Raw genomic sequence first — 20196 nt, 5'->3', positions numbered from 1 at the left:
AGGTTATGACTGACACCGAAAACACACTCTTTGAACGAGCGAAAAAAACCATACCCGGCGGCGTTAACTCTCCCGTACGTGCATTTAAAGGCGTCGGTGGTACACCGATTTTTTTTGAACAAGCCCTCGGCAGTAAACTGACAGACAATCAGGGTAAGGAATACATCGATTACGTTCTTTCTTGGGGGCCAATGATTTTAGGCCACGGAGCAGAAGTCATCCGCCAAGCAGTACACCAACAAGTCGACAAGTCGATGTCGTTCGGTGCGCCAACAGAATTAGAAGTCGAGATGGCTGAAAAAGTTTGCCAGCTCTACCCATCGATCGAAAAGGTTCGCATGGTTAACTCCGGCACCGAAGCCACAATGTCGGCGATACGCTTAGCGCGCGGCTTTACTGGCCGAGATCTACTGGTCAAGTTTGAAGGCTGCTATCACGGCCATGCCGATAGTCTACTGATCAAAGCAGGCTCTGGCGCCTTAACACTCGGTGTGCCGACTTCGCCGGGCGTACCGGCCTCTGTCGCGGCACACACCATCACACTGGAATACAATAACGCCGAAGATGTTAAACTGTGCTTTGCTGAACTGGGCGATAAAATCGCGGCGGTGATCGTCGAGCCTGTCGCCGGTAACATGAACTGCATTCCACCGGCCGATGGCTTTTTAGAAACCCTCAGAGAATGCTGTACTCAAGCAGGTTCGGTATTAATTTTTGATGAAGTCATGTGTGGCTTCCGAGTCGCATTAGGCGGCGCTCAAGAGCGCTATAACGTCAAGGCAGACCTAACAACGCTAGGCAAAGTTATTGGCGGCGGCATGCCTGTCGGTGCTTTTGGTGGCCGCGCAGACATTATGGACTGTCTTGCACCGGACGGCCCAGTCTATCAGGCCGGTACTTTATCCGGTAATCCTGTGGCAATGGCAGCAGGATTGGCAGCATTAAATGAGATAAGTAAGGCTGGTACTCACCAGCAGCTAGAAGAAAAAACCAACCAGCTAACAACCGGTTTACGCCAACTGGCGAAAAAACATGGCATCGGCTTAGTCACCAATCAGGTCGGAAGTATGTTTGGTGTATTTTTCACTGAGCAAGCAAGTGTCGGTAGCTTTAAAGAAGTTCAAGCTTGCGACAGCGAACGCTTTAATCGTTTCTTTCATGGCATGTTAGAACAGGGTGTTTACTTAGCACCGTCGAGTTTTGAAGCAGGATTTTTATCGCTGGCGCACAGCGATGAAGACATCGAAAAAACCCTAACGGCAGCCGATGCCGTATTGGGTGAACTTAGTATTAGCGAAGCTTAATTAACAGCCTATAAAACTCAGCGCGGCAAGGTTAGACCTTAGACCGCGCTGCATTCTGTTCTGTTAAAGCATATCGCGTAAACGATAGTAGGCCATTCCTAAAACCATGGCCGGAGTACGGAAAAGTTTGCCGCCATCGAACGGCATATGTTTTATTTTGCCAAACACATCCAATCGCTCAGCGGTTTCAGCAACCGACTCTGCCATCAGCTTGCCAGCAAAACCACAAGCAGCAATGCCGTGACCAGAAAAGCCTTGAGCATAAAAAACATTTTTATGCAGCTGACCAAAGTGTGGCGCGCGATTCATGGTGACAGCAACATTGCCACTCCATGCCGATTCAACTTTCACGTCCTGCAACTGCGGAAAGACCTTTAACATATCCTTGCGCATCGCCGCCTTTAAATCTCTCGGCTCCATCCCTGAATAACTCACCTTGCCGCCAAAGAGCATGCGGTAATCGCCTGACAAGCGATAATAATCGAGCACAAAATTAATATCGCAAGCTGCAATATTATTCTTCATCAACGCCAGCGCTCGATCTTTACCTAACGGTTCAGTTGCGCAGACATAGGTACCCACCGGCATCACTCGGCTTTCTATTCCCCAATTAATACCCTTAAGATAAGCATTACCAGCCAATATCACATGATCTGCGGTGACAGTGGCTTTCTCTGTTGTAATCGTCACCGGTTCACCTGGGCGAACATCTTTCACGGCACTGCCTTCAAAAAACTGCACACCTAAGTCTTTAGCCGCTTTGACCAAGCCGAGCGTGTAATTTAATGGATGTAAGTGGCCACTATTGCTATCAAACATACCGCTGGTATAGCGCTCGCTGGCAATGTTTTCACGACAGGTTTTTTGATCCCAAAGCTGTAAGGATTCATAGCCATAAACATTAACCATGTGCTCATACCATTCTTTAATCTCAGCATCATGGCGTGGCTTAATACCCAAATGCACCATGCCATCAGACCAATCACAATCGATGTTATGTTCTTGGATAAGCTGCTTAGTCACTGCCAAGCTCTCCAATGACATATCCCACATTTTTCGGGCATCGTCTTGGCCGAGCATTTTTTCGAGTGTGAATTGATCTGAAGCCCAGCCAAAAATTGCCTGACCACCGCTTCTGCCAGAGGCACCCCAGCCGACCCGTTCAGCCTCTAAAACGATGACTTTATAGCCACGTTTAGCCAACTCCAATGCCGAGGACGCACCAGTAATACCAGAACCAATAACACAAACATCGGCACGCTGATCAGATTCCAACTGGGGAAAATCAAATTGTTGATTGGCGCTGTCGGTATAGTAAGAATGAACATAATTTTGTTTCATAGCTGCTTCCTCGAAGAATTTAACCGGTCTGGGTTAACCTAACGCTAGCGATACCATAAATATTCTAATGGCGTTACTTGAGCATCAAAGGCTAGCTGTTCGGCTCGTTTGTTTTCATAGTAGGTATGGCAGTAGTCGCTACCGAGGCGCTTAATGAGCACATCGCTGGCTTGAAAACGCTCTAGCGACTGAGGCCACGACAACGGCAAATGGTTTTCACCTTCCATCTCATAAGCGTTGCCATCGATAGCCTCCGGAGGCGTTAATTGTTCATCAATACCCTCTTGCAACGTCGCTAAGATCGCAGCAACCACAAGGTAAGGATTGCAATCAGCACCGGCTAAGCGATGTTCAATACGCAAATTTTGTTCGCTATCGGATGGAATACGCAAAGCGGTCGTTCTATTATCCCAGCCCCAGTTTGGCCACAACGAGACAAACATATCCGGCTGAAAACGGCGATAGGAATTAGCGTTCGGTGCCAACAGGGCTAAAGTTTCGGGCATTTGCTGCAAAATACCTGCTAACGACTGCTGCAATAACTGCGGTTGCTTAACAAAAGCATTTTGATCTTCGTTATCAAATAGGCTGATGTGAACATGGCAACCGTTACCCGAATGCTCGGTATAGGGTTTAGCCATAAAGTTAGCGACAAAGCCATGTTGTTTGGCAATAGAACGCACCACTCGCTTCATCAATACAGCCTGATCACAGGCTTGCATCACATCAACACTGTGTCGCAAATTGATCTCAAATTGGCCGGGGGCGTACTCGGCAATAATGTTTGACGCTGGTACTCCCTGCACTTCACAGGCGGCGATAACATCATCGATAAAACGCTGAAATTCATCCAATTCATCGAGAGAATAAACCTGTGTTTGCGTCATGCGCTCTTGACTCAACGGCATGATTGGCGGCTGCGGCTGGCCTAAATCGTCAGGCTCAACATCTTGCAAATAGAATTCGTATTCAATCGCGACGCAAGGCTTTAGCTCACGTTCGGACATCGCACATAATTGATCAACCAAAACGCGACGAGGATCGGCAAAAAACAGCGCATCCTGCTCGTCATTCAACATGGTCAACACCGCTTGGGCGACGCCTTCTTTCCAAGGAATTAACCTCAGCGAGCCGGGCACTAACCGGCATAAATTGTCACTGTCGCCCTGTTCAAAACCAAGGCCCGTTTCTTCAATGGTTTCACCTTTAATATCGAGCGCGAATACAGAACCGGGTAATGCTAAGCCATGCTTAACAACCTTCGGCAACATAGATATTGGTATCCGCTTGCCGCGTTCTTTACCGTTAGTATCGAAAAGTATCAGGTCGACGCTGTTAACTTCTGGGTGCAATGCCATAAAACGTTCAGCTTCGGGGAGGTCTTCTGCCGTCATCCAAAGCTTTTTATCTAGCCACATGAATGTGATCCTTGTGATTTACTCTGATCCACAGCCTACTCGAAAGAGCGCCGATATGTAAATAATTTCAACCCGAAGTCTAAGAAATAGCACCAAATATAGCGATCTTGTTAAATTATAGTTAACGACCCGCTTGACATCACTATGACATGATGGCATTTGTATTACTGGCCGATGTTATTTTCAAATCTGAGCGATAGCGCTCCGATTCCTCTCAACCAACCGCAGGTTACAAAGTCCGTTATGAGCGACATTAGGGAATGGCTTTTAGAACATAAAATCACTGAAGTAGAATGTTTGGTACCAGATATAACGGGCAATGCTCGTGGCAAAATTATCCCTGCCCATAAATTTCTCAAAGAAAATGGCATGAAGCTGCCAGAAAGCCTGTTCTTTTTAACCGTCACTGGTGACTGGCCTGATAACGATGACATGATCGACCTCACCGACAGCGACATGAATTTAAAGCCGGATGCAGACAGCATTCGTTTTGTGCCGTGGGCCAAAGAGCCAACCGCTCAAATTATTCACGACTGCTTCAATAACGACGACGAACTAGTTGATATCGCACCACGCAGCGTACTGCGTCGTGTGCTCAACAAATACAAAGAGAAGGGTATTACTCCGGTTGTGGCACCCGAGCTAGAATTTTATTTGGTGCAAAAAAACCTCGACGAAGATTACCCTCTCGAACCACCTATTGGCCGCAATGGTAGACCAGAAACCGCTCGCCAATGCTACAGCATTGATGCCGTAAACGAGTTCGACCCATTATTCGAAGAGATGTTCGACTTTTGCGATGCACAAAATTTAGACGTCGACACACTCATTCATGAGTCTGGCGCTGCGCAAATGGAGATCAACTTTGATCATGGCGATGCCTTAGAACTTGCCGATCAAGCCTTCTTGTTTAAACGCACGGTTCGTGAAACCGCATTGCGTCACGACATCTATGCCACCTTTATGGCCAAACCGATGGAAGATGAACCCGGTTCATCGATGCACATCCATCAAAGTCTTTTGGATGCTAACGGCGACAATATATTCAGCAACGAAGATGGCAGCCATAGCGACGCTCTGTATCACTATATTGGTGGCTTACAAAAATACACTCCCGCTTGTATTGCCTTTTACGCACCCAACGTCAATTCCTACCGACGTTTAGTGTTCGGTGACATGGCGCCTACCAACTTGGAGTGGGGCGAAGATAACCGTACCGTCGGCATTCGAATTCCAAGATCCAATGCGAAAGCTCGACGCGTTGAAAACCGCTATTCTGGTTCTGACGCCAACCCCTATTTGGCGATGGCAGTGACCTTAGCTTGTGGCCTTTTAGGTATGGAACAAAAAATTGAACCGACTCAAAAAGCCACCGACGATACCAGTGAAGACCCATACACCTTACCGGGCACACTGGAAGAAGCGTTAAAAATTCTCGAAACCTGTGACGATTTAAAAGACATTTTAGGCAAGCGTTTTGTTGATGCCTATGTCGCCATTAAACGCAAAGAATACGAAACATTCTTCAGGGTGATCAGCTCTTGGGAGCGTGAATACCTGTTGCTGAATGTTTAAAGCTATTAATTTTTAAGGAAGTACAATGAACCCATTAGTTAAACAAGATGCTGAGCACTGCTTTCACCCGTTCAGTAATTACAGTGAGCTGAATGCCAAAGGCGCTCGCATGATCGAACGTGCGCAAGGTATCTATATTTACGATGATGCCGGTCGCGAAATTCTCGATGCCATGTCTGGTCTTTGGTGTACCAATATGGGCTACAGCTGTGAACCACTGATCAACGCAGCCACTGAGCAGATGAAGAAGCTGCCTTACTACAATTTATTTTTCCAATCGACTCACCCACCAGCGGCAGAACTGTCTACGCTGTTGGCCGAAGTCACGCCGGAAGGTTTAAACCATGTGTTCTTTACTGGCTCTGGCTCGGAGTGCAACGACACCGTCATTCGCATGGTTCGTTACTATTGGAACGCCAAAGGCAAAGCCGATAAAAAGACAATCATCAGTCGCCGAAACGCCTACCACGGCAGCACCATTGCTGGTGCAAGCTTAGGCGGCATGGTGCCTATGCACCAGCAAACTGGCTGCATCGTGCCGGATATCGTCCACATCGACCAGCCAAACACCTTTGGCGATTGCAGTGCCGAAGAGCGCGAAAAGCTTGGTTTAGAACGCGCACAGCAACTCGAATTGGCAATTAAAAAACTCGGTGAAGATAATGTAGCGGCCTTTATTGCCGAACCGATACAAGGTGCTGGCGGCGTTATTATTCCACCAGACAGTTACTGGCCAGAAATTCAGCGCATCTGTGATAAATACGAGATTCTATTAATTGCCGATGAAGTCATCTGCGGTTTTGGTCGTACCGGCGAATGGTTTGCCAGTGACACCTACAATATAAAACCCGATCTATTATGCATGGCTAAAGGTATTACCTCAGGCTATTTGCCACTCGGCGGTGTCATGGTTGCCGATGAAGTGGCTGAAGTCTTAAAAGCCACCGACTCAGAATTTACCCACGGCTTTACTTATTCCGGCCACCCAGTTGCTTGCGCCGTGGCCATTGCCAACATTAAAGAAATGCAGCGACAAGACATCGTCACCAAGGTGCGTGAAGAAATCGCGCCTTACCTAGCAGAAAAATGGGCTGAGTTAGCAGAGCATCCATTGGTTGGTGAGGCTCGCTCAAAAGGTATGGTTGCCGCATTGGAATTGGTGCAGGATAAAACCACCAATCAACGTTACGACAAATCACTAGAAATTGGAGCCAAATGCCGCGATTATTGCATCGAGGCTGGTCTAGTGATGCGTGCGGTTGGCGATACAATGATTATTGCGCCACCACTAATTATTACAAAAGAAGAAATTGATTTGCTTGTTAGTCGAGCAAAGAAAGCCCTCGATACCACCCTAAACTCACTTTAATCCTTTGACTGTTTAAATTTAAAGAAAGAAGAGGACACTTAGATGCTTAACAAGCCTATGCAAAAAACGCTTTTAGCGGGTTTGGTCGCTGCCACTATGGGCCACACTGCAATCGCGGCAGAAGATAAAGTTCTGTACATATACAACTGGTCAGACTATATCGCCGAAGACACCATCGCCAACTTTGAAGCAGAGACCGGCATCGACGTAGTTTATGATGTGTTCGACTCTAACGAAGTTCTTGAGGCTAAAATTTTATCTGGTAACACCGGCTTCGATATCGTTGTGCCAACCAGTGACTTCCTAGCCGCACAAATTCAAGCCGGTGCTTTTCTACCATTAGATAAGAGCAAGCTATCTAATTACGGCAATCTCGATGCTAGCCTTATGAAAGTGTTAGAAAACGCCGATCCAGGTAATACCTATTCTTTCCCTTACCTATGGGGCACAACCGGTATTGGCTATAACGTCGATAAAGTTGCAGAGATACTGGGTGAAGATGCGCCAGTGAACAGCTGGGATTTAGTGTTCAAGCCTGAGTACATGGAAAAACTCAGCAGCTGTGGCGTTTCATTCTTAAACGCACCGACTGAAATCATGTCTGCTGCGCTGAACTATTTGGGCAAGGATCCAAACTCCACCAACGCCAAAGACTACCAAGAAGCTCTTGAGCTATTGAAGCCGATCCGTCCGTATGTCACCTACTTCCACTCGTCGCAGTACATTAACGATTTAGCTAACGGCGACATCTGTGTTTCTGTCGGTTGGTCTGGTGATGTTTTACAAGCATCGGATCGTGCTTACGAGGCTGACAACGGCGTAGAAGTTGCCTATGTCATCCCAGACGAGGGCGCGATGGCTTGGTTTGATATGTTGGCCATTCCAAAAGATGCTAAGCACCCTGAAAATGCGCACCTATTCTTAAACTACCTGTTGCGCCCTGAGGTTATTGCAGACGTGACTAACTACGTTTGGTACGCCAACCCGAACCCTTCTTCTAATGAGTTCATTGACGAAGAGATTCTAGAGCACGAAGGTATTTACCCTACCGCCGCCGCATCTGAAAAACTGTACAGCCCGAAACTAACGCCGCTTAAAATTTCGCGCGTTATCAACCGAGCTTGGTCAGAGTTGATGAAAAACTAATTATCCGGAGCTAATTTTCCGGAGCTCACTACTCCGGAACTCATCTTCCTGAATACATAGGGCTCAACAGCTTTGGTTGGGCCCTCATTCTTGCTAGAAAGGTATTGTATGTCTGAATTAACGCCGCCTAAGCGACAGGTTCCCTTACTTGAAATAAAGGGCCTTAGCAAAGAATTCGACGGACATGTTGCAGTCGATGACCTTGACCTTACGATCTATCAGGGAGAAATTTTTGCCCTTGTTGGGGCGTCAGGCTGTGGTAAATCCACACTATTACGAATGTTAGCTGGGTTCGAAAAACCGAATTCAGGTGAAATCATTTTGGCCAACCAAAGCCTTGCAAACGTGCCGCCTTATCGGCGTCCGGTCAATATGATGTTCCAATCCTATGCGTTGTTCCCTCACATGACGGTGTACAACAACATCGCCTTTGGCCTTAAACAACAAAGTCTATCCAGCCAAGAAATAAAAAATCGAGTCGAAGAATTACTCGAGCTGGTTCAGATGACGAAGTACGCTAAGCGCAAGCCACATCAATTATCCGGTGGTCAACGCCAACGCGTTGCTCTAGCTCGCAGCCTAGCAAAACAACCTGCACTGTTATTGCTCGATGAACCAATGGGCGCGTTAGATAAAAATTTACGCGAACAGATGCAGCTGGAAATTGTCGATATTTTAGAACGCGTCGAAGTTACCTGCGTTATGGTAACGCACGACCAACAAGAAGCTATGACAATGGCCGATCGCATTGCCATCATGAACCAAGGCCAATTTGTTCAGGTCGGCACGCCAAAAGAATTATACGAATCACCTAACTCTCGTTACGCTGCTGAATTCATCGGTTCAGCCAATGTATTTGAGGGCATTTTAGAATCTAATCAACCTGATCGTTCGGTTATCCGTTGTGATGAAATTAAACGGCCAATCACCTTTGACCATGCCGTAACCGCCATCGAAGGCGCTCACCTGATGGTTGCCGTACGTCCAGAAAAAATTTATTTAGCCGAGACTCCGCCCAGTGAAGAAAACTGCTGTACCGGTGTTGTTGAAGACATTGCTTATCTCGGTAGCCAATCGATTTTCCATATACGACTACCAAGCAACAAACTGGTTACCGTGTCAGTACAGAACGTCAGTCGACAAGAAGAATTGCCTACTTGGAACGACCCAATCAGCCTGTATTGGGAAAAAGAAAGCGGGGTCGTACTGACGATATGAAGCTGCTTAAATCACTGCGTAACTTACCGGTCGCTAAAATCGGCGTCATAGCCATTCCATACAGTTGGCTGTTGCTGTTTTTCTTATTGCCGTTTTTATTTGTATTTAAAATCAGTTTTTCTGAAGCTCAGTTTTCTATTCCGCCCTATTCTGATTTATTCGAATACGTCGATAACCAACTAACCATCTTGCTCAACTTTGGCAACTACCTCTATTTAATAGAGGACAGCCTTTATGTCGATGCTTACTTACGTTCTTTGCAGATCGCTTTTGTTTCTACCACGCTCTGTTTATTAATCGGCTTTCCTACCGCTTGGGCGATTGTTCATTCTTCGCCTGCGACTCGAAATATTTTATTGATGTTGGTGGTACTGCCTTCTTGGACCAGTTTTTTAATTCGTGTTTATGCTTGGATCGGCATTTTAAAGAACAACGGTCTGCTGAATAATTTTTTAATGTGGCTGGGTATTATTGATCAGCCGCTACACATTATGCATACCAATGTCGCCGTCTATATCGGTATCGTTTACAGCTATTTACCGTTCACGATACTGCCGCTTTATACCGCGCTGATGAAAGTCGATTACTCATTAATGGAAGCCGCTGCCGATCTTGGTGCTCGCCCCTTCCAAGCCTTGATAAAAGTCTTATTACCTCTGTGTAAGCCTGGTTTTATTGCCGCTGGAATGTTGGTATTTATTCCTGTTGTTGGCGAAGTAGTGATTCCAGAATTATTAGGCGGCCCAGATGCACAGCTTATTGGCCGAGTCTTATGGCAAGAATTTTTTGGCAATCGAGATTGGCCTGTTGCTTCAGCCGTTGCCATTGTCATGCTCATGGTCTTGATGGTGCCGATTATCTGGTTCCACAAGTTTCAAAAACGTGAGTTGAGGGGAGATACCTAATGAATGCGATCCCTGTTTATTCCTCCAAGTTACGCTGGGTTATATTGGCCGCGGTTTTCAGTTTTTTATATTTACCGATACTGCTGCTGATTATTTACTCCTTTAACGAAAGCCGGTTGGTAACGGTTTGGTCTGGTTTCTCAACCAAATGGTACGTTGAATTATTCAAAGACGAACTACTGATGAACGGCGTTAAGTTAAGCCTATTTATTGCTGCGGTATCCGCCACCTTTGCTGTCATTCTTGGCACCATGTCGAGCTTTATTTTACAGCGCTTTGGCAAGTTTAAAGGCGAAACTGGATTCGCCTTTATGATCACCGCGCCATTGGTCATGCCCGATGTCATTACCGGTTTGTCACTGCTGTTACTATTTATTTCGCTCGGTGGCGTGATCGAACTGTTTGCTCAACGCGGCTTGCTGACCATATTGATTGCACATATAACTTTCAGCGCGGCCTATGTCACCATTGTCGTCAGCTCGCGCCTGCAAGAATTAGATAACTCCATTGAAGAGGCTGCGTTGGACCTTGGTGCGACACCCTTTAAAACCTTTTTCCTTATTACTCTACCAATGATATTCCCTGCATTGGTGGCCAGTTGGTTAATGGCGTTTACCTTGTCTCTGGACGACCTAATTATTACCAGCTTCGTTTCTGGACCTAATTCTTCTACGCTGCCATTGGTTGTTTATTCAAAAGTACGGCTCGGCATTAGTCCGACAATCAACGCATTAGCGACACTGATGGTGCTCGCAGTTTCTGTCGCTTCGTTTATTGCTTGGTGGTTTATGACACGAGCAGAAAAGAAACGCCGGCTGGAAATGAAAGCCTTAGCCAGACCTTAATATTTAGGAGTAAGATTCGTTCATGGACGTTGGTAAACAACTTAAATCGCTGCGTACAATGAAAGGCGTGTCACAGCGTGAGCTGGCAAAGCTCAGCGGTGTGACAAATGCGATGATTTCTCAGATTGAAAAAAATCAGGTAAACCCTTCGATTGGCTCACTAAAAAAAATCCTCGACGCCATGGAAATTACCATGGGCGATTTTTTTACCTTAGATATTGAAGCCGAAGACAAATTATTTTTTGGTCGTGATGAGTTAGTCGACATTGGCGATAGCGTTATCAGCATGTTGCTGGTTGGCAGCCAAAAGAAAGGTCGTAAATTGGCGATGATCCGCGAAACTTATCCACCCGGCGCCGATACCGGTACCGACTTCATGCAACACGAAGGCGAAGAAAGCGGCATTGTATTACGCGGCGAAATCGAAATTACCATTGGCCACCAAACCAAAGTACTCAAGCCCGGTGATTCCTATTACTTTGAAACCAAACGGCCGCACCGTTTTCGTAACATCGGCAAGGTCGAATGCGAACTGATCAGTGCAGCAACGCCGCCAACCTTCTAGATTTTCACTCATCTATTTTTTGGAGATTAGCCATGGCTAAAGTCAGCGTTGCCGCGACGCAAATGAGTTGCAGCTGGGACAGCGAAGAAAACGTAGCTAAAGCCGAACAACTGGTTCGCAAGGCCGCAGCTCAAGGTGCTCAAATTATTTTATTGCAGGAGTTGTTTGAGACGCCTTATTTCTGCATCGAAATATCCGAAGATTATTTGCAGCTGGCAAGTCAGCTCGAACAGAATAAAAACTTTCACCGCTTTGCTCAGCTGGCCAAAGAATTAGAAGTTGTTATTCCATTCAGTTGGTACGAAAAAGCAGGACAAGTCCGATTTAATTCTGTTGCGATTATTGATGCCGATGGCAGCCTGTTAGGAACTTATCGAAAAACTCATATCCCTGATAGCGACGGCTATCTGGAAAAATTTTACTTTAGCCCCGGAGACACCGGCTTTAAAGTTTGGCAAACCCGCTACGCCAAAATTGGCGTTGGCATCTGTTGGGACCAATGGTTCCCAGAAAGCGCTCGCAGCATGGCGTTAATGGGCGCTGAGCTTTTGTTTTTCCCGACCGCCATTGGCAGCGAGCCGAGCCAGCCGGAGCTAGACTCTCAACCGCATTGGCAACGAGTCATGCAAGGCCATGCCGCAGCGAATCAAATCCCGGTGATAGCCTCCAATCGAATTGGTACAGAGTCAGCAAAAAATCGCGAGCTGAACATTAATTTCTTTGGTTCATCCTTTATTTCTGACCACACTGGCGCAGTGGTGCAACAGGCCGACCGTGAAAATGAAACCATTCTTGTGCACCAGTTTGATTTGGCGCAGATCGATTATCAGCGAGCAGCCTGGGGGTTATTTCGTGATCGTTGCCCGCAACATTATCGCAACCTTTTGTCGCTAGACGGTCACTAGGAGCCACCGGCATGATCACCCACAGCCAATACGTTATGCCTGGCGAACACCATGCTCAGGATGAAGTATGGATGGCTTGGCCGCATCGGCCTGATAACTGGCGCGACAACGGCAAGCCTGTGCAGGCCGTTTTTGTTGAACTCGCCATCGCCATCGCTCAATTCACTCCAGTAACCGTCATTGTCAGCGATGAACTTTACCGTCAGGCTCGTAAGCAACTACCTAATGATATCGAAGTATTAAAAATCGCCAGCAATGACTGCTGGATGCGCGACATCGGCGCAACCTATGTGATCAACAACAACGGCCAACGGCGCGGTATTTCTTGGCAATTTAATGCTTGGGGTGGCACGCTCGACGGCCTTTATGATGACTGGACGTTAGACAACGCCGTCGCCAAACAGATGACCGAGGTCACCGGCGATAGCTGCGATGAAGTTGATCTGATTTTAGAAGGTGGCTCCATTCATTGCGACGGCGACGGTACGCTCTACACCACTGAAGAATGCTTACTGCACCCAAGCCGGAACCCGCAGTTATCAAAGTCAGACATTGAACGCCAACTAAAAGAAATTCTGGGTGTCGAAAAAATCATTTGGCTTACTCATGGTCTGTTCAATGATGAAACCAATGGCCATATCGACAATATTTTGCATGTCGTCAAACCTGGCGAAGTATTGCTCACGGTTTGCGATGACCCAACCGATCCGCAATACGCCATAAGCCAGCAGGCTTTATCCTTATTGCAACAATCGACCGATGCAAAGGGACGAAAAATAAAAGTACATGCGCTGCCTATGCCCGGCCCTTTGTATCTCAGCGAACAGGAAGCAGAAGGTATTATTCCGAGCAGTGGTATGGTGCGACAAGCAGGTGAACGGCTGGCTGCATCTTACGCTAATTTTTTAATCAGCAACGGCGGTATTATTTTTCCATTACTCGATGAAAAACACGACGCCAAAGCTCAGTCTGTATTGCAGGCGGCGTTTCCAAATCACCAATTAGTGGGGCTAAACTGCCGCGAAATTTTATTAGGCGGTGGCAACATCCATTGTATGACACAGCATGTACCCAGCAGCGCGAATGACAGCCCAAGCTAATTTTTTTAAGTTTGTGCCATAAAAAAACCGAGCGCTGAGGCTCGGTTTTTTATTGCCGTTAAACCTAACGAATGGGCTAGTTTAATTCGATCCAAGTGGACTTCATTTCGGTGTATTTCTCAATCGCATGCAGAGATTTATCGCGACCATTGCCGCTTTGTTTATAGCCACCAAATGGCATGGTCATATCACCGCCATCCCAGTTGTTTACAAATACAGTACCTGCACGCAATGCTCGTGAACACTGAATTGCTTTGGAGATATCTGACGTCCAAATACCCGCCGCCAAGCCATACTCAGTATCGTTGGCAAGCTCGATGCCTTGCTCGACCGTATCAAATACCGTAACCGCCAAAACCGGACCGAAAATTTCTTCTTTAAAGATAGTCATGTCTGCTGTGACATCGGTAAATACTGTCGGCTGTACAAAGAAGCCACCGCTGCCAAGCTGTACCTGTTGACCACCGCACAATAAATTCGCGCCCTCTTTTTTAGCGATGTCGATATAGCCAAGAATTTTATCCAGCTGCTGCTGATCGATAATTGCGCCAACCTTGGTCGATTCCAATAACGGATTGGCTGGTTGCCATGCGCCGATGGCCGGCACTAATTTTTCCACCACCTGATCGTAGATTTCACGCTGCACTAGCAATCTAGAACCGGCGGTACAGACTTCACCCTGGTTGTAACAAATCGCGGCTGCAGCGGTATTAACGGCAGCATCCAAATCTTTAACATCAGAGAAAATAACGTGAGGGCTTTTGCCGCCACATTCCATAAAGGTTCGTTTTAGATTCGACTCACCAGCAAAGCTGACCAACTTTTTACCCACTGCAGTGGAGCCGGTAAAGGTAATGCAATCAACATCCATGTGCAGCGCCAAGGCTTGACCCGCCTCGTGACCAAAGCCTGGTAGAACTTGGAAAACCCCTGCTGGTATGCCTGCTTCAAAAGCAAGCTCGGCAAGATAAATAGCCGACAACGGGCTTTTCTCAGAAGGTTTGACAATAATCGAATTGCCCGCCGCAAGCGCGGCTGCAAATTTCCACGCCGCCATCACCGACGGGAAGTTCCAAGGCACAATGGCTGCAACCACACCCACGGCTTCACGCGTGACTAACGCCAGTGCGTTCGATGTCGTCGGGGCAACTTCATCGTATAGCTTATCGATCGCCTCGGCATTCCAAGCAATACAACGAGCCGTTGCAGGGGCATCGTAACTGAGGGTGTCGGCAATCGGTTTGCCTGCATCTAAGGTATCTAGCAAGGCTAATTTTTCGACATTTTGCTCAACCAAGGCAGCAAACTTAAGTAACTGCTGCTTTCGCTTAGCTGGCTCCAAACCTGACCACACTCGGCTTTCAAACTGCTGCCGAGCAACTTTAACAGCCAGATCAACATCGGCCTGATCACAACGAGCAATACTGCCTAATTGTTCACCGGTTGCTGGGTTAAAACAGTCGAATGTCTGACCGCTGATCGCATCCGTCAATTGGCCATTAATAAACGCCTGCGTTGAATAGTGTAATGTTGCCGCCTTTTCAGACCATGTTTGAGTCGCCATACCCAGCCTATTTTTTAGTGTGTATTAAGTGCGTGTATCGGTTCGTGGTTTGGTCACTGCGGTTGTCGTCTTGCGACTGCGTTGTTTTAATGCCAACGCTATCGTCGTCAGTGTTCGACACACAGAGCTAGACAAACTCGAATTGTTAAATATTATTAGCCTATAGAGATACTTTTACCTTAAGTTACCCAATAATGTAAAGTATTCAATCACAAACGCTTGTCGTCCCCATCCTAGTTCATCGGCGCGTCAGCGATCACCAGCCAGAGGTAGAGCAAGGTATGAAAGTAGGAATTATTGTTTGTGGCTTCGTTGACCCCAAATTAGCAAGCCATCATGGTCAGTACGCCGATATGATTCAGGCGACGTTGTCGCCGCATGGCGACTTTAGCTTCCAGCTTTATGATGCCTTAGCACAACAGCTGCCCAATCCAATAGACGACTGCGACGGCTATATTCTGACCGGCAGCGTACATGATGCGCACAGCGACGAAGACTGGGTGTTAAACCTGATCGACTGGCTGCAAAAATGCGATGCTAAGCGCACCAAGCTCGTGGGCATCTGCTTTGGTCACCAAATCATTATGCGTGCTTTAGGCGGCACGGTTGAGCGCTCAAATAAAGGCTGGGGCATCGGCCTGAGTAACAATGAAGTCATCCAAAAGCCTGACTGGATGACGCCAGACAAAAACAATATCCACATTCTAGTCAGCCATCAGGATCAGGTGACTGAGCTGCCTGCTGAGGTTGAGACCTTAGCGACCAGTGACTTTTGCCCAGCCTACATGTTGGCTAAAGACGAACACATCATAACGATTCAAGGCCATCCTGAGTTTTCAGTTAAATTTATTGAAGACGTTATCCAGATGCGTAACGAATTAGGCGTGTTCGATGATGCTCTGTATGAACAAGGCATTGAATCTTTACGAAATAATGCTGCCGATTCAGATACGGTGATGCGCTGGATTGCTCGATTCTTAACGCATTAACACCTCATAGCAGACCAGTACATCCGTAATTACCAGTCGATACGCGTGCCATCGTAAGCTAACAGCTGACCGGTTTGCTCGCTGCTGGTTTGTTCAATGAGACGTAATAAACACTGTGCAACATAGGTCGCTGTAAACAGTTTTCCGTTCGGCACGCTTTTTTGAAACGGCTGCGACAACGCAGTGTCAGTCGTGCCAGGATGGAAGGCAAAAATACAGCTGTTTGGTTGTGTTCGTTGCCACTCAACCGCTATGGTTTTCACCGCCATGTTCAGTGCAGCCTTAGCACTGCGATAACTGATCCAACCGCCTAATTGATTATCTGTAATGCTGCCAATACGCGCAGAAAACGACACCAACACGCCTCGGCCACTGGCCTTAAGATGTTTAGAAAAATGCTTTGCCAGCAATAAGGTCGGTACGGTATTGGCGGTAATATTTTGAATAAAAAAGTCTGTGTCGAACTGGCTCACCGACTTTTCTGGCCGATGATTTTCTGACCATAAAAAGCCTGTCGCACAAATGATCAAATCAAACGAGGCAACCGCTTGAGCAAGTTCAAGCAGTGAATCTTCAACAGCAAAGTCGACTTGCCACCACTGAACACCTGCAGCTATTGAATCAGTAGCAATTTCAGTGCGATAGGTTGCGTGTATTTGCGCTTCTGGGTACTCGATTTGGCATTGCTGTATTAACGCCCGACCGATACCTCCAGAGCCGCCTGCAATCAGTATATTCAACAGCGTGTCCTTTTTTTGTTATCTGGCTGAACCAGCTAATAGCAGCTGACATTATCATTTAATACGCTAATTGATGGTGAAGAGTTCACCACTTTCGCGCCAAAACAGTGAAGCCTATCGCCAAAACCAACTCTAATGGTGCAAGCTGAGGCTAGTTGTGTATCTTGGTCGATAACTTGGCTACCGCCTACTACTCCGCTTTTGCTGGATTAGCACAACAGCCTTAAAGCCTCGCCATAACCTGACCGGTTGCACAACTATTTAGTATTCGGTAATGTCGTCAGGTCAATCATTCATGCAATCAGTAGGGCTCAATGATAAAGATGGCCCTGTTAATGCTTTGATAAAATGAATCTTTTTACAGTGTGCAAATGGCGCGGTACCTAAACCCCGCCTCATAGGATGAATATGAAAGTAATTATTATTGGTGCAGGAATGGGTGGCCTTTGTGCTGGTATTGCCCTAAAAAACATTGGTTATCAGGTCAAAATCTTCGAAAAGGTCGAAGAGATCAAGCCAGTTGGCGCAGCCTTGTCGCTTTGGTCTAATGGCGTTAAGTGCCTTAACTATCTAGGGCTAACAGAACAGGTTGCAAAGCTGGGCGGACAGATGGACAGCCTAGCTTATCTTGAAGGCGACTCTGGTGACGTTATGACTCAGTTCAGCCTTGAACCTCTGTATAAAGAAGCCGGCCAGCGCGCTTATCCGGTTTCGCGAACCGAACTTCAAGCCATGCTTTTAGAAGAGTTTGGCGCTGAAGACGTCACCCTAGGTGCCGAACTTGTAGATCTTAGCGAAGACAACGGTGTGGTTACGGCAAACTTTGCTGGCGGCCATGTCGAAACTGGAGATTTACTGATTGGTTCAGACGGATCTCATTCTATCGTTCGCCCTTATGTCCTGGGCAGCAACACAGAACGTCGTTACGCTGGCTATGTTAACTGGAATGGTCTGGTCGAAATTGATGAAGCTATTGCGCCAGCCACCCAATGGACAACCTTTGTTGGCGAAGGCAAACGTGTCTCTCTGATGCCGATTGGTGAAAATCGCTTTTATTTCTTCTTTGATGTGCCATTACCACAAGGCCTAGCCAACGAGCGCGAAAACTACAAAACACAGCTAAAAGAATACTTCACTGGCTGGGCGAAACCGGTACAGGACCTAATTGATCGGATCGACCCAGAACGCACCAACCGTGTCGAAATTTGCGATGTTGAACCCTTTAGCAACTGGACTCGTGGCCGTGTCGCGCTATTAGGTGATGCCGGTCATGGCACCACACCCGATATCGGCCAAGGCGGTTGCATGGCAATGGAAGACGCGGTCTTTTTAGCCATTGCTCTACAAACAAACACCTATGGTGTTGAAGATGCGCTAGTACGCTATCAAAACAAACGCGCGCCACGCGCCAACGAACTGGTATTGCGTGCTCGTAGCCGTTGTGATGTCACCCATATGAAAGATAAGCAGGTTACTCTGAATTGGTACAACGAGTTGCGCCAAGAAGACGGTAGCAACATTACCAAGGGGATTCTGTCTAATATTTTTGGCAGCCCACTGGACTAGGAACCAACCGCGATAGCAACTAGAACTAGCTTGCTCTAAATAATCAAAAAACCGCCTAGCTGGCGGTTTTTTTTGATGCTCGCTTACTTGATTTTCTTAGGCTGACTAACTTAAACCACCTAAGCAAATATATTTAATTTCGACATATTCATCGATGCCGTATTTAGAACCTTCACGGCCACTGCCGGATTCTTTTACACCGCCAAACGGCGCCACCTCACTGGAGATAAGCCCTTCATTGACGCCAACAATGCCGTACTCCAAGGCTTCAGAAACCCGCCAAATACGCGCCATGTTTTCAGAGTAAAAATAGGATGCCAAACCAAAGGGCGTATCGTTTGCCATATCAATGGCTTCCTGTTCTGAATTAAAACGAAACAGCGGCGCGACGGGGCCAAAAATTTCGGAAGAAAAGATAGTCATATCATCGGTGACATCTGTCAGCACCGTTGGCTGGAAAAACTGCGCACCAACATCGCTGGCTGTCGTACCACCAATTAAAATTTTGGCGCCGTTAGCAACCGCTTGCTCAACCAGCTGTTGTACCTTATCGATAGCGGCGGGATTAATCAGCGGGCCAATCGTCGTGTTTTCACTGAAACCATCGGCGGTTTTAAACTGTTTAACACGTTCGGCTAATTTTTCTGCAAAGGCATCATAAACGCCGTCTTGCACTAAAATTCGATTAGCACAAACACAGGTTTGGCCAGCATTGCGATATTTTGAAGCCAGCAAACCATCGACAGCGGCATCTAAATCGGCATCATCAAAAACAATAAAGGGCGCGTTACCACCTAATTCCATCGAGGTACGTTTAACGGTTTGTGCACACTGAGATAACAACAACTTACCCACCGGCGTTGACCCAGTGAAACTCAGTTTACGCACCGCAGTGTGACCGGTCAGCACACCGCCAATGGCTTTGGAATCTTTACCCGTAACAACATTCAACACCCCAGCAGGAATGCCCGCCTGGTCTGCTAGTTCGGCTAACGCTAGTGCACACAAAGGCGTTTCTTCCGACGGTTTAATAACAATGGTACAACCTGCGGCCAGTGCCGGGGCCGCCTTACGCGTAATCATCGCAATCGGGAAGTTCCAAGGCGTAATTGCCGCAACCACACCCACTGGCTGTTTAATGGTCAGCACTTTACGATCGTTAGCAAAGCTTGGAATGACATCGCCATAAATACGCCGCGCCTCATCGGCAAACCAATCAATAAAGGAGGCTCCGTAATTCACTTCGCCCCGAGCTTCGGCTAATGGCTTACCCTGCTCCAAAGTCATCAGCGTTGCCAAGTCTTCTTCATTTTCTAGAATCAACTGGTACCAGCGACGTAATAACTGGCTGCGTTCTTTCGCTGTAAGCGCTTGCCAGCCCTTAAGAGCATTATCTGCAGCGGCAATCGCCCGATTCGTTTCATCAACAGCTGCATCACAAACCTCTATTATCACCTCACCATTGGCTGGATTGGTCACGGCAAAGGTTTTTCCCGAGCCGGCTTTGACCCACTGACCGTCGATATAGGATTCACTTTTTAGTAATGCTGGCTGTAACAAAGTTGCTTTCATATCAATACCCTAGCTGTAATGCTGTAATAACGCCGTGCTGTTGGACTAGCCATACTGTTAGATTGATGGCTTCG

17 protein-coding genes are annotated in these 20196 nt (G+C 47.1%); 12 read left to right on the top strand and 5 right to left on the bottom strand.

The window, feature by feature from the left end; translation table 11 throughout:
* Positions 1–5: 5 nt before the first annotated feature.
* A complete protein-coding gene (gene hemL / locus FME95_RS10310) occupies positions 6–1304 on the top strand; it encodes a glutamate-1-semialdehyde 2,1-aminomutase (RefSeq protein ID WP_147714297.1) in 1299 nt (432 codons plus the stop codon).
* A gap of 63 nt (positions 1305–1367) precedes the next feature.
* Here hemL and FME95_RS10305 read toward each other — a convergent pair whose 3' ends face one another.
* A complete protein-coding gene (locus tag FME95_RS10305; protein ID WP_147714296.1) occupies positions 1368–2645 on the bottom strand; it encodes an NAD(P)/FAD-dependent oxidoreductase in 1278 nt (425 codons plus the stop codon).
* Positions 2646–2689: 44 nt separating this feature from the next.
* The gene (locus FME95_RS10300) at positions 2690–4063 is read right to left on the bottom strand and encodes a glutamine synthetase family protein (protein WP_246109349.1); all 1374 of its coding nucleotides are present in this window, start codon (positions 4061–4063) and stop codon (positions 2690–2692) included.
* Positions 4064–4306: 243 nt separating this feature from the next.
* Here FME95_RS10300 and FME95_RS10295 point away from each other — a divergent pair, with 243 nt between their 5' ends.
* The 9 genes from FME95_RS10295 to aguA all read left to right on the top strand — a co-directional run bounded on the left by FME95_RS10295 (position 4307) and on the right by aguA (position 13691).
* Positions 4307–5638: a glutamine synthetase family protein gene (locus FME95_RS10295; RefSeq protein WP_147714295.1), complete on the top strand. Its 1332-nt coding sequence runs from the start codon at positions 4307–4309 to the stop codon at positions 5636–5638.
* A gap of 25 nt (positions 5639–5663) precedes the next feature.
* Positions 5664–7007 carry an aspartate aminotransferase family protein gene (locus tag FME95_RS10290; protein WP_147714294.1) on the top strand — a complete coding sequence of 448 codons (1344 nt, stop codon included), beginning with the start codon at positions 5664–5666 and terminating at the stop codon, positions 7005–7007.
* A gap of 42 nt (positions 7008–7049) precedes the next feature.
* The gene (locus FME95_RS10285) at positions 7050–8153 is read left to right on the top strand and encodes an extracellular solute-binding protein (protein ID WP_147714293.1); all 1104 of its coding nucleotides are present in this window, start codon (positions 7050–7052) and stop codon (positions 8151–8153) included.
* A 108-nt stretch (positions 8154–8261) separates the two neighbouring features.
* Positions 8262–9371, top strand: a complete 1110-nt coding sequence (gene potA / locus FME95_RS10280; RefSeq protein ID WP_147714292.1) for a polyamine ABC transporter ATP-binding protein — start codon at positions 8262–8264, stop codon at positions 9369–9371.
* Positions 9368–10276, top strand: coding sequence for a putrescine ABC transporter permease PotH (gene potH, locus FME95_RS10275; protein WP_147714291.1), 909 nt, complete (start codon positions 9368–9370; stop codon positions 10274–10276). Before potA ends, potH begins: the two co-directional genes overlap by 4 nt.
* Positions 10276–11121, top strand: a complete 846-nt coding sequence (locus tag FME95_RS10270; protein ID WP_147714290.1) for an ABC transporter permease subunit — start codon at positions 10276–10278, stop codon at positions 11119–11121. The genes potH and FME95_RS10270 overlap by 1 nt, the downstream gene beginning before the upstream one ends.
* 22 nt (positions 11122–11143) lie before the next feature.
* Positions 11144–11686 (top strand): cupin domain-containing protein, encoded by a 543-nt coding sequence (locus FME95_RS10265; protein ID WP_147714289.1) that lies wholly within the window; start codon positions 11144–11146, stop codon positions 11684–11686.
* A 32-nt stretch (positions 11687–11718) separates the two neighbouring features.
* Positions 11719–12591, top strand: coding sequence for an N-carbamoylputrescine amidase (aguB, locus tag FME95_RS10260; protein WP_147714288.1), 873 nt, complete (start codon positions 11719–11721; stop codon positions 12589–12591).
* Between the two features lie 11 nt (positions 12592–12602).
* Positions 12603–13691: an agmatine deiminase gene (gene aguA / locus FME95_RS10255; protein ID WP_222709935.1), complete on the top strand. Its 1089-nt coding sequence runs from the start codon at positions 12603–12605 to the stop codon at positions 13689–13691.
* A gap of 76 nt (positions 13692–13767) precedes the next feature.
* On the opposite strand, the gene FME95_RS10250 is transcribed toward aguA, so the two are convergent.
* On the bottom strand, positions 13768–15255 hold the full coding sequence (locus FME95_RS10250) for an aldehyde dehydrogenase (protein ID WP_147714287.1): 1488 nt from the start codon (positions 15253–15255) through the stop codon (positions 13768–13770).
* Positions 15256–15536: 281 nt separating this feature from the next.
* Between FME95_RS10250 and FME95_RS10245 the strand changes: the two genes are divergently transcribed.
* The gene (locus tag FME95_RS10245) at positions 15537–16244 is read left to right on the top strand and encodes a glutamine amidotransferase-related protein (protein ID WP_147714286.1); all 708 of its coding nucleotides are present in this window, start codon (positions 15537–15539) and stop codon (positions 16242–16244) included.
* Between the two features lie 29 nt (positions 16245–16273).
* On the opposite strand, the gene FME95_RS10240 is transcribed toward FME95_RS10245, so the two are convergent.
* Positions 16274–16984, bottom strand: coding sequence for an SDR family NAD(P)-dependent oxidoreductase (locus tag FME95_RS10240; protein ID WP_147714285.1), 711 nt, complete (start codon positions 16982–16984; stop codon positions 16274–16276).
* A 408-nt stretch (positions 16985–17392) separates the two neighbouring features.
* Here FME95_RS10240 and hpxO point away from each other — a divergent pair, with 408 nt between their 5' ends.
* Positions 17393–18550: an FAD-dependent urate hydroxylase HpxO gene (hpxO, locus tag FME95_RS10235; RefSeq protein WP_147714284.1), complete on the top strand. Its 1158-nt coding sequence runs from the start codon at positions 17393–17395 to the stop codon at positions 18548–18550.
* 105 nt (positions 18551–18655) lie between these two features.
* On the opposite strand, the gene FME95_RS10230 is transcribed toward hpxO, so the two are convergent.
* Positions 18656–20122: an NAD-dependent succinate-semialdehyde dehydrogenase gene (locus FME95_RS10230; protein ID WP_147714283.1), complete on the bottom strand. Its 1467-nt coding sequence runs from the start codon at positions 20120–20122 to the stop codon at positions 18656–18658.
* Positions 20123–20196 lie beyond the last annotated feature (74 nt).

The organism is Reinekea thalattae (genome assembly GCF_008041945.1).
Classification (GTDB): Bacteria; Pseudomonadota; Gammaproteobacteria; order Pseudomonadales; family Natronospirillaceae; genus Reinekea; species Reinekea thalattae.
The sequence above is the reverse complement of the archived record's forward strand: the minus strand, read 5'-3'. Positions and strand labels throughout refer to the sequence as shown.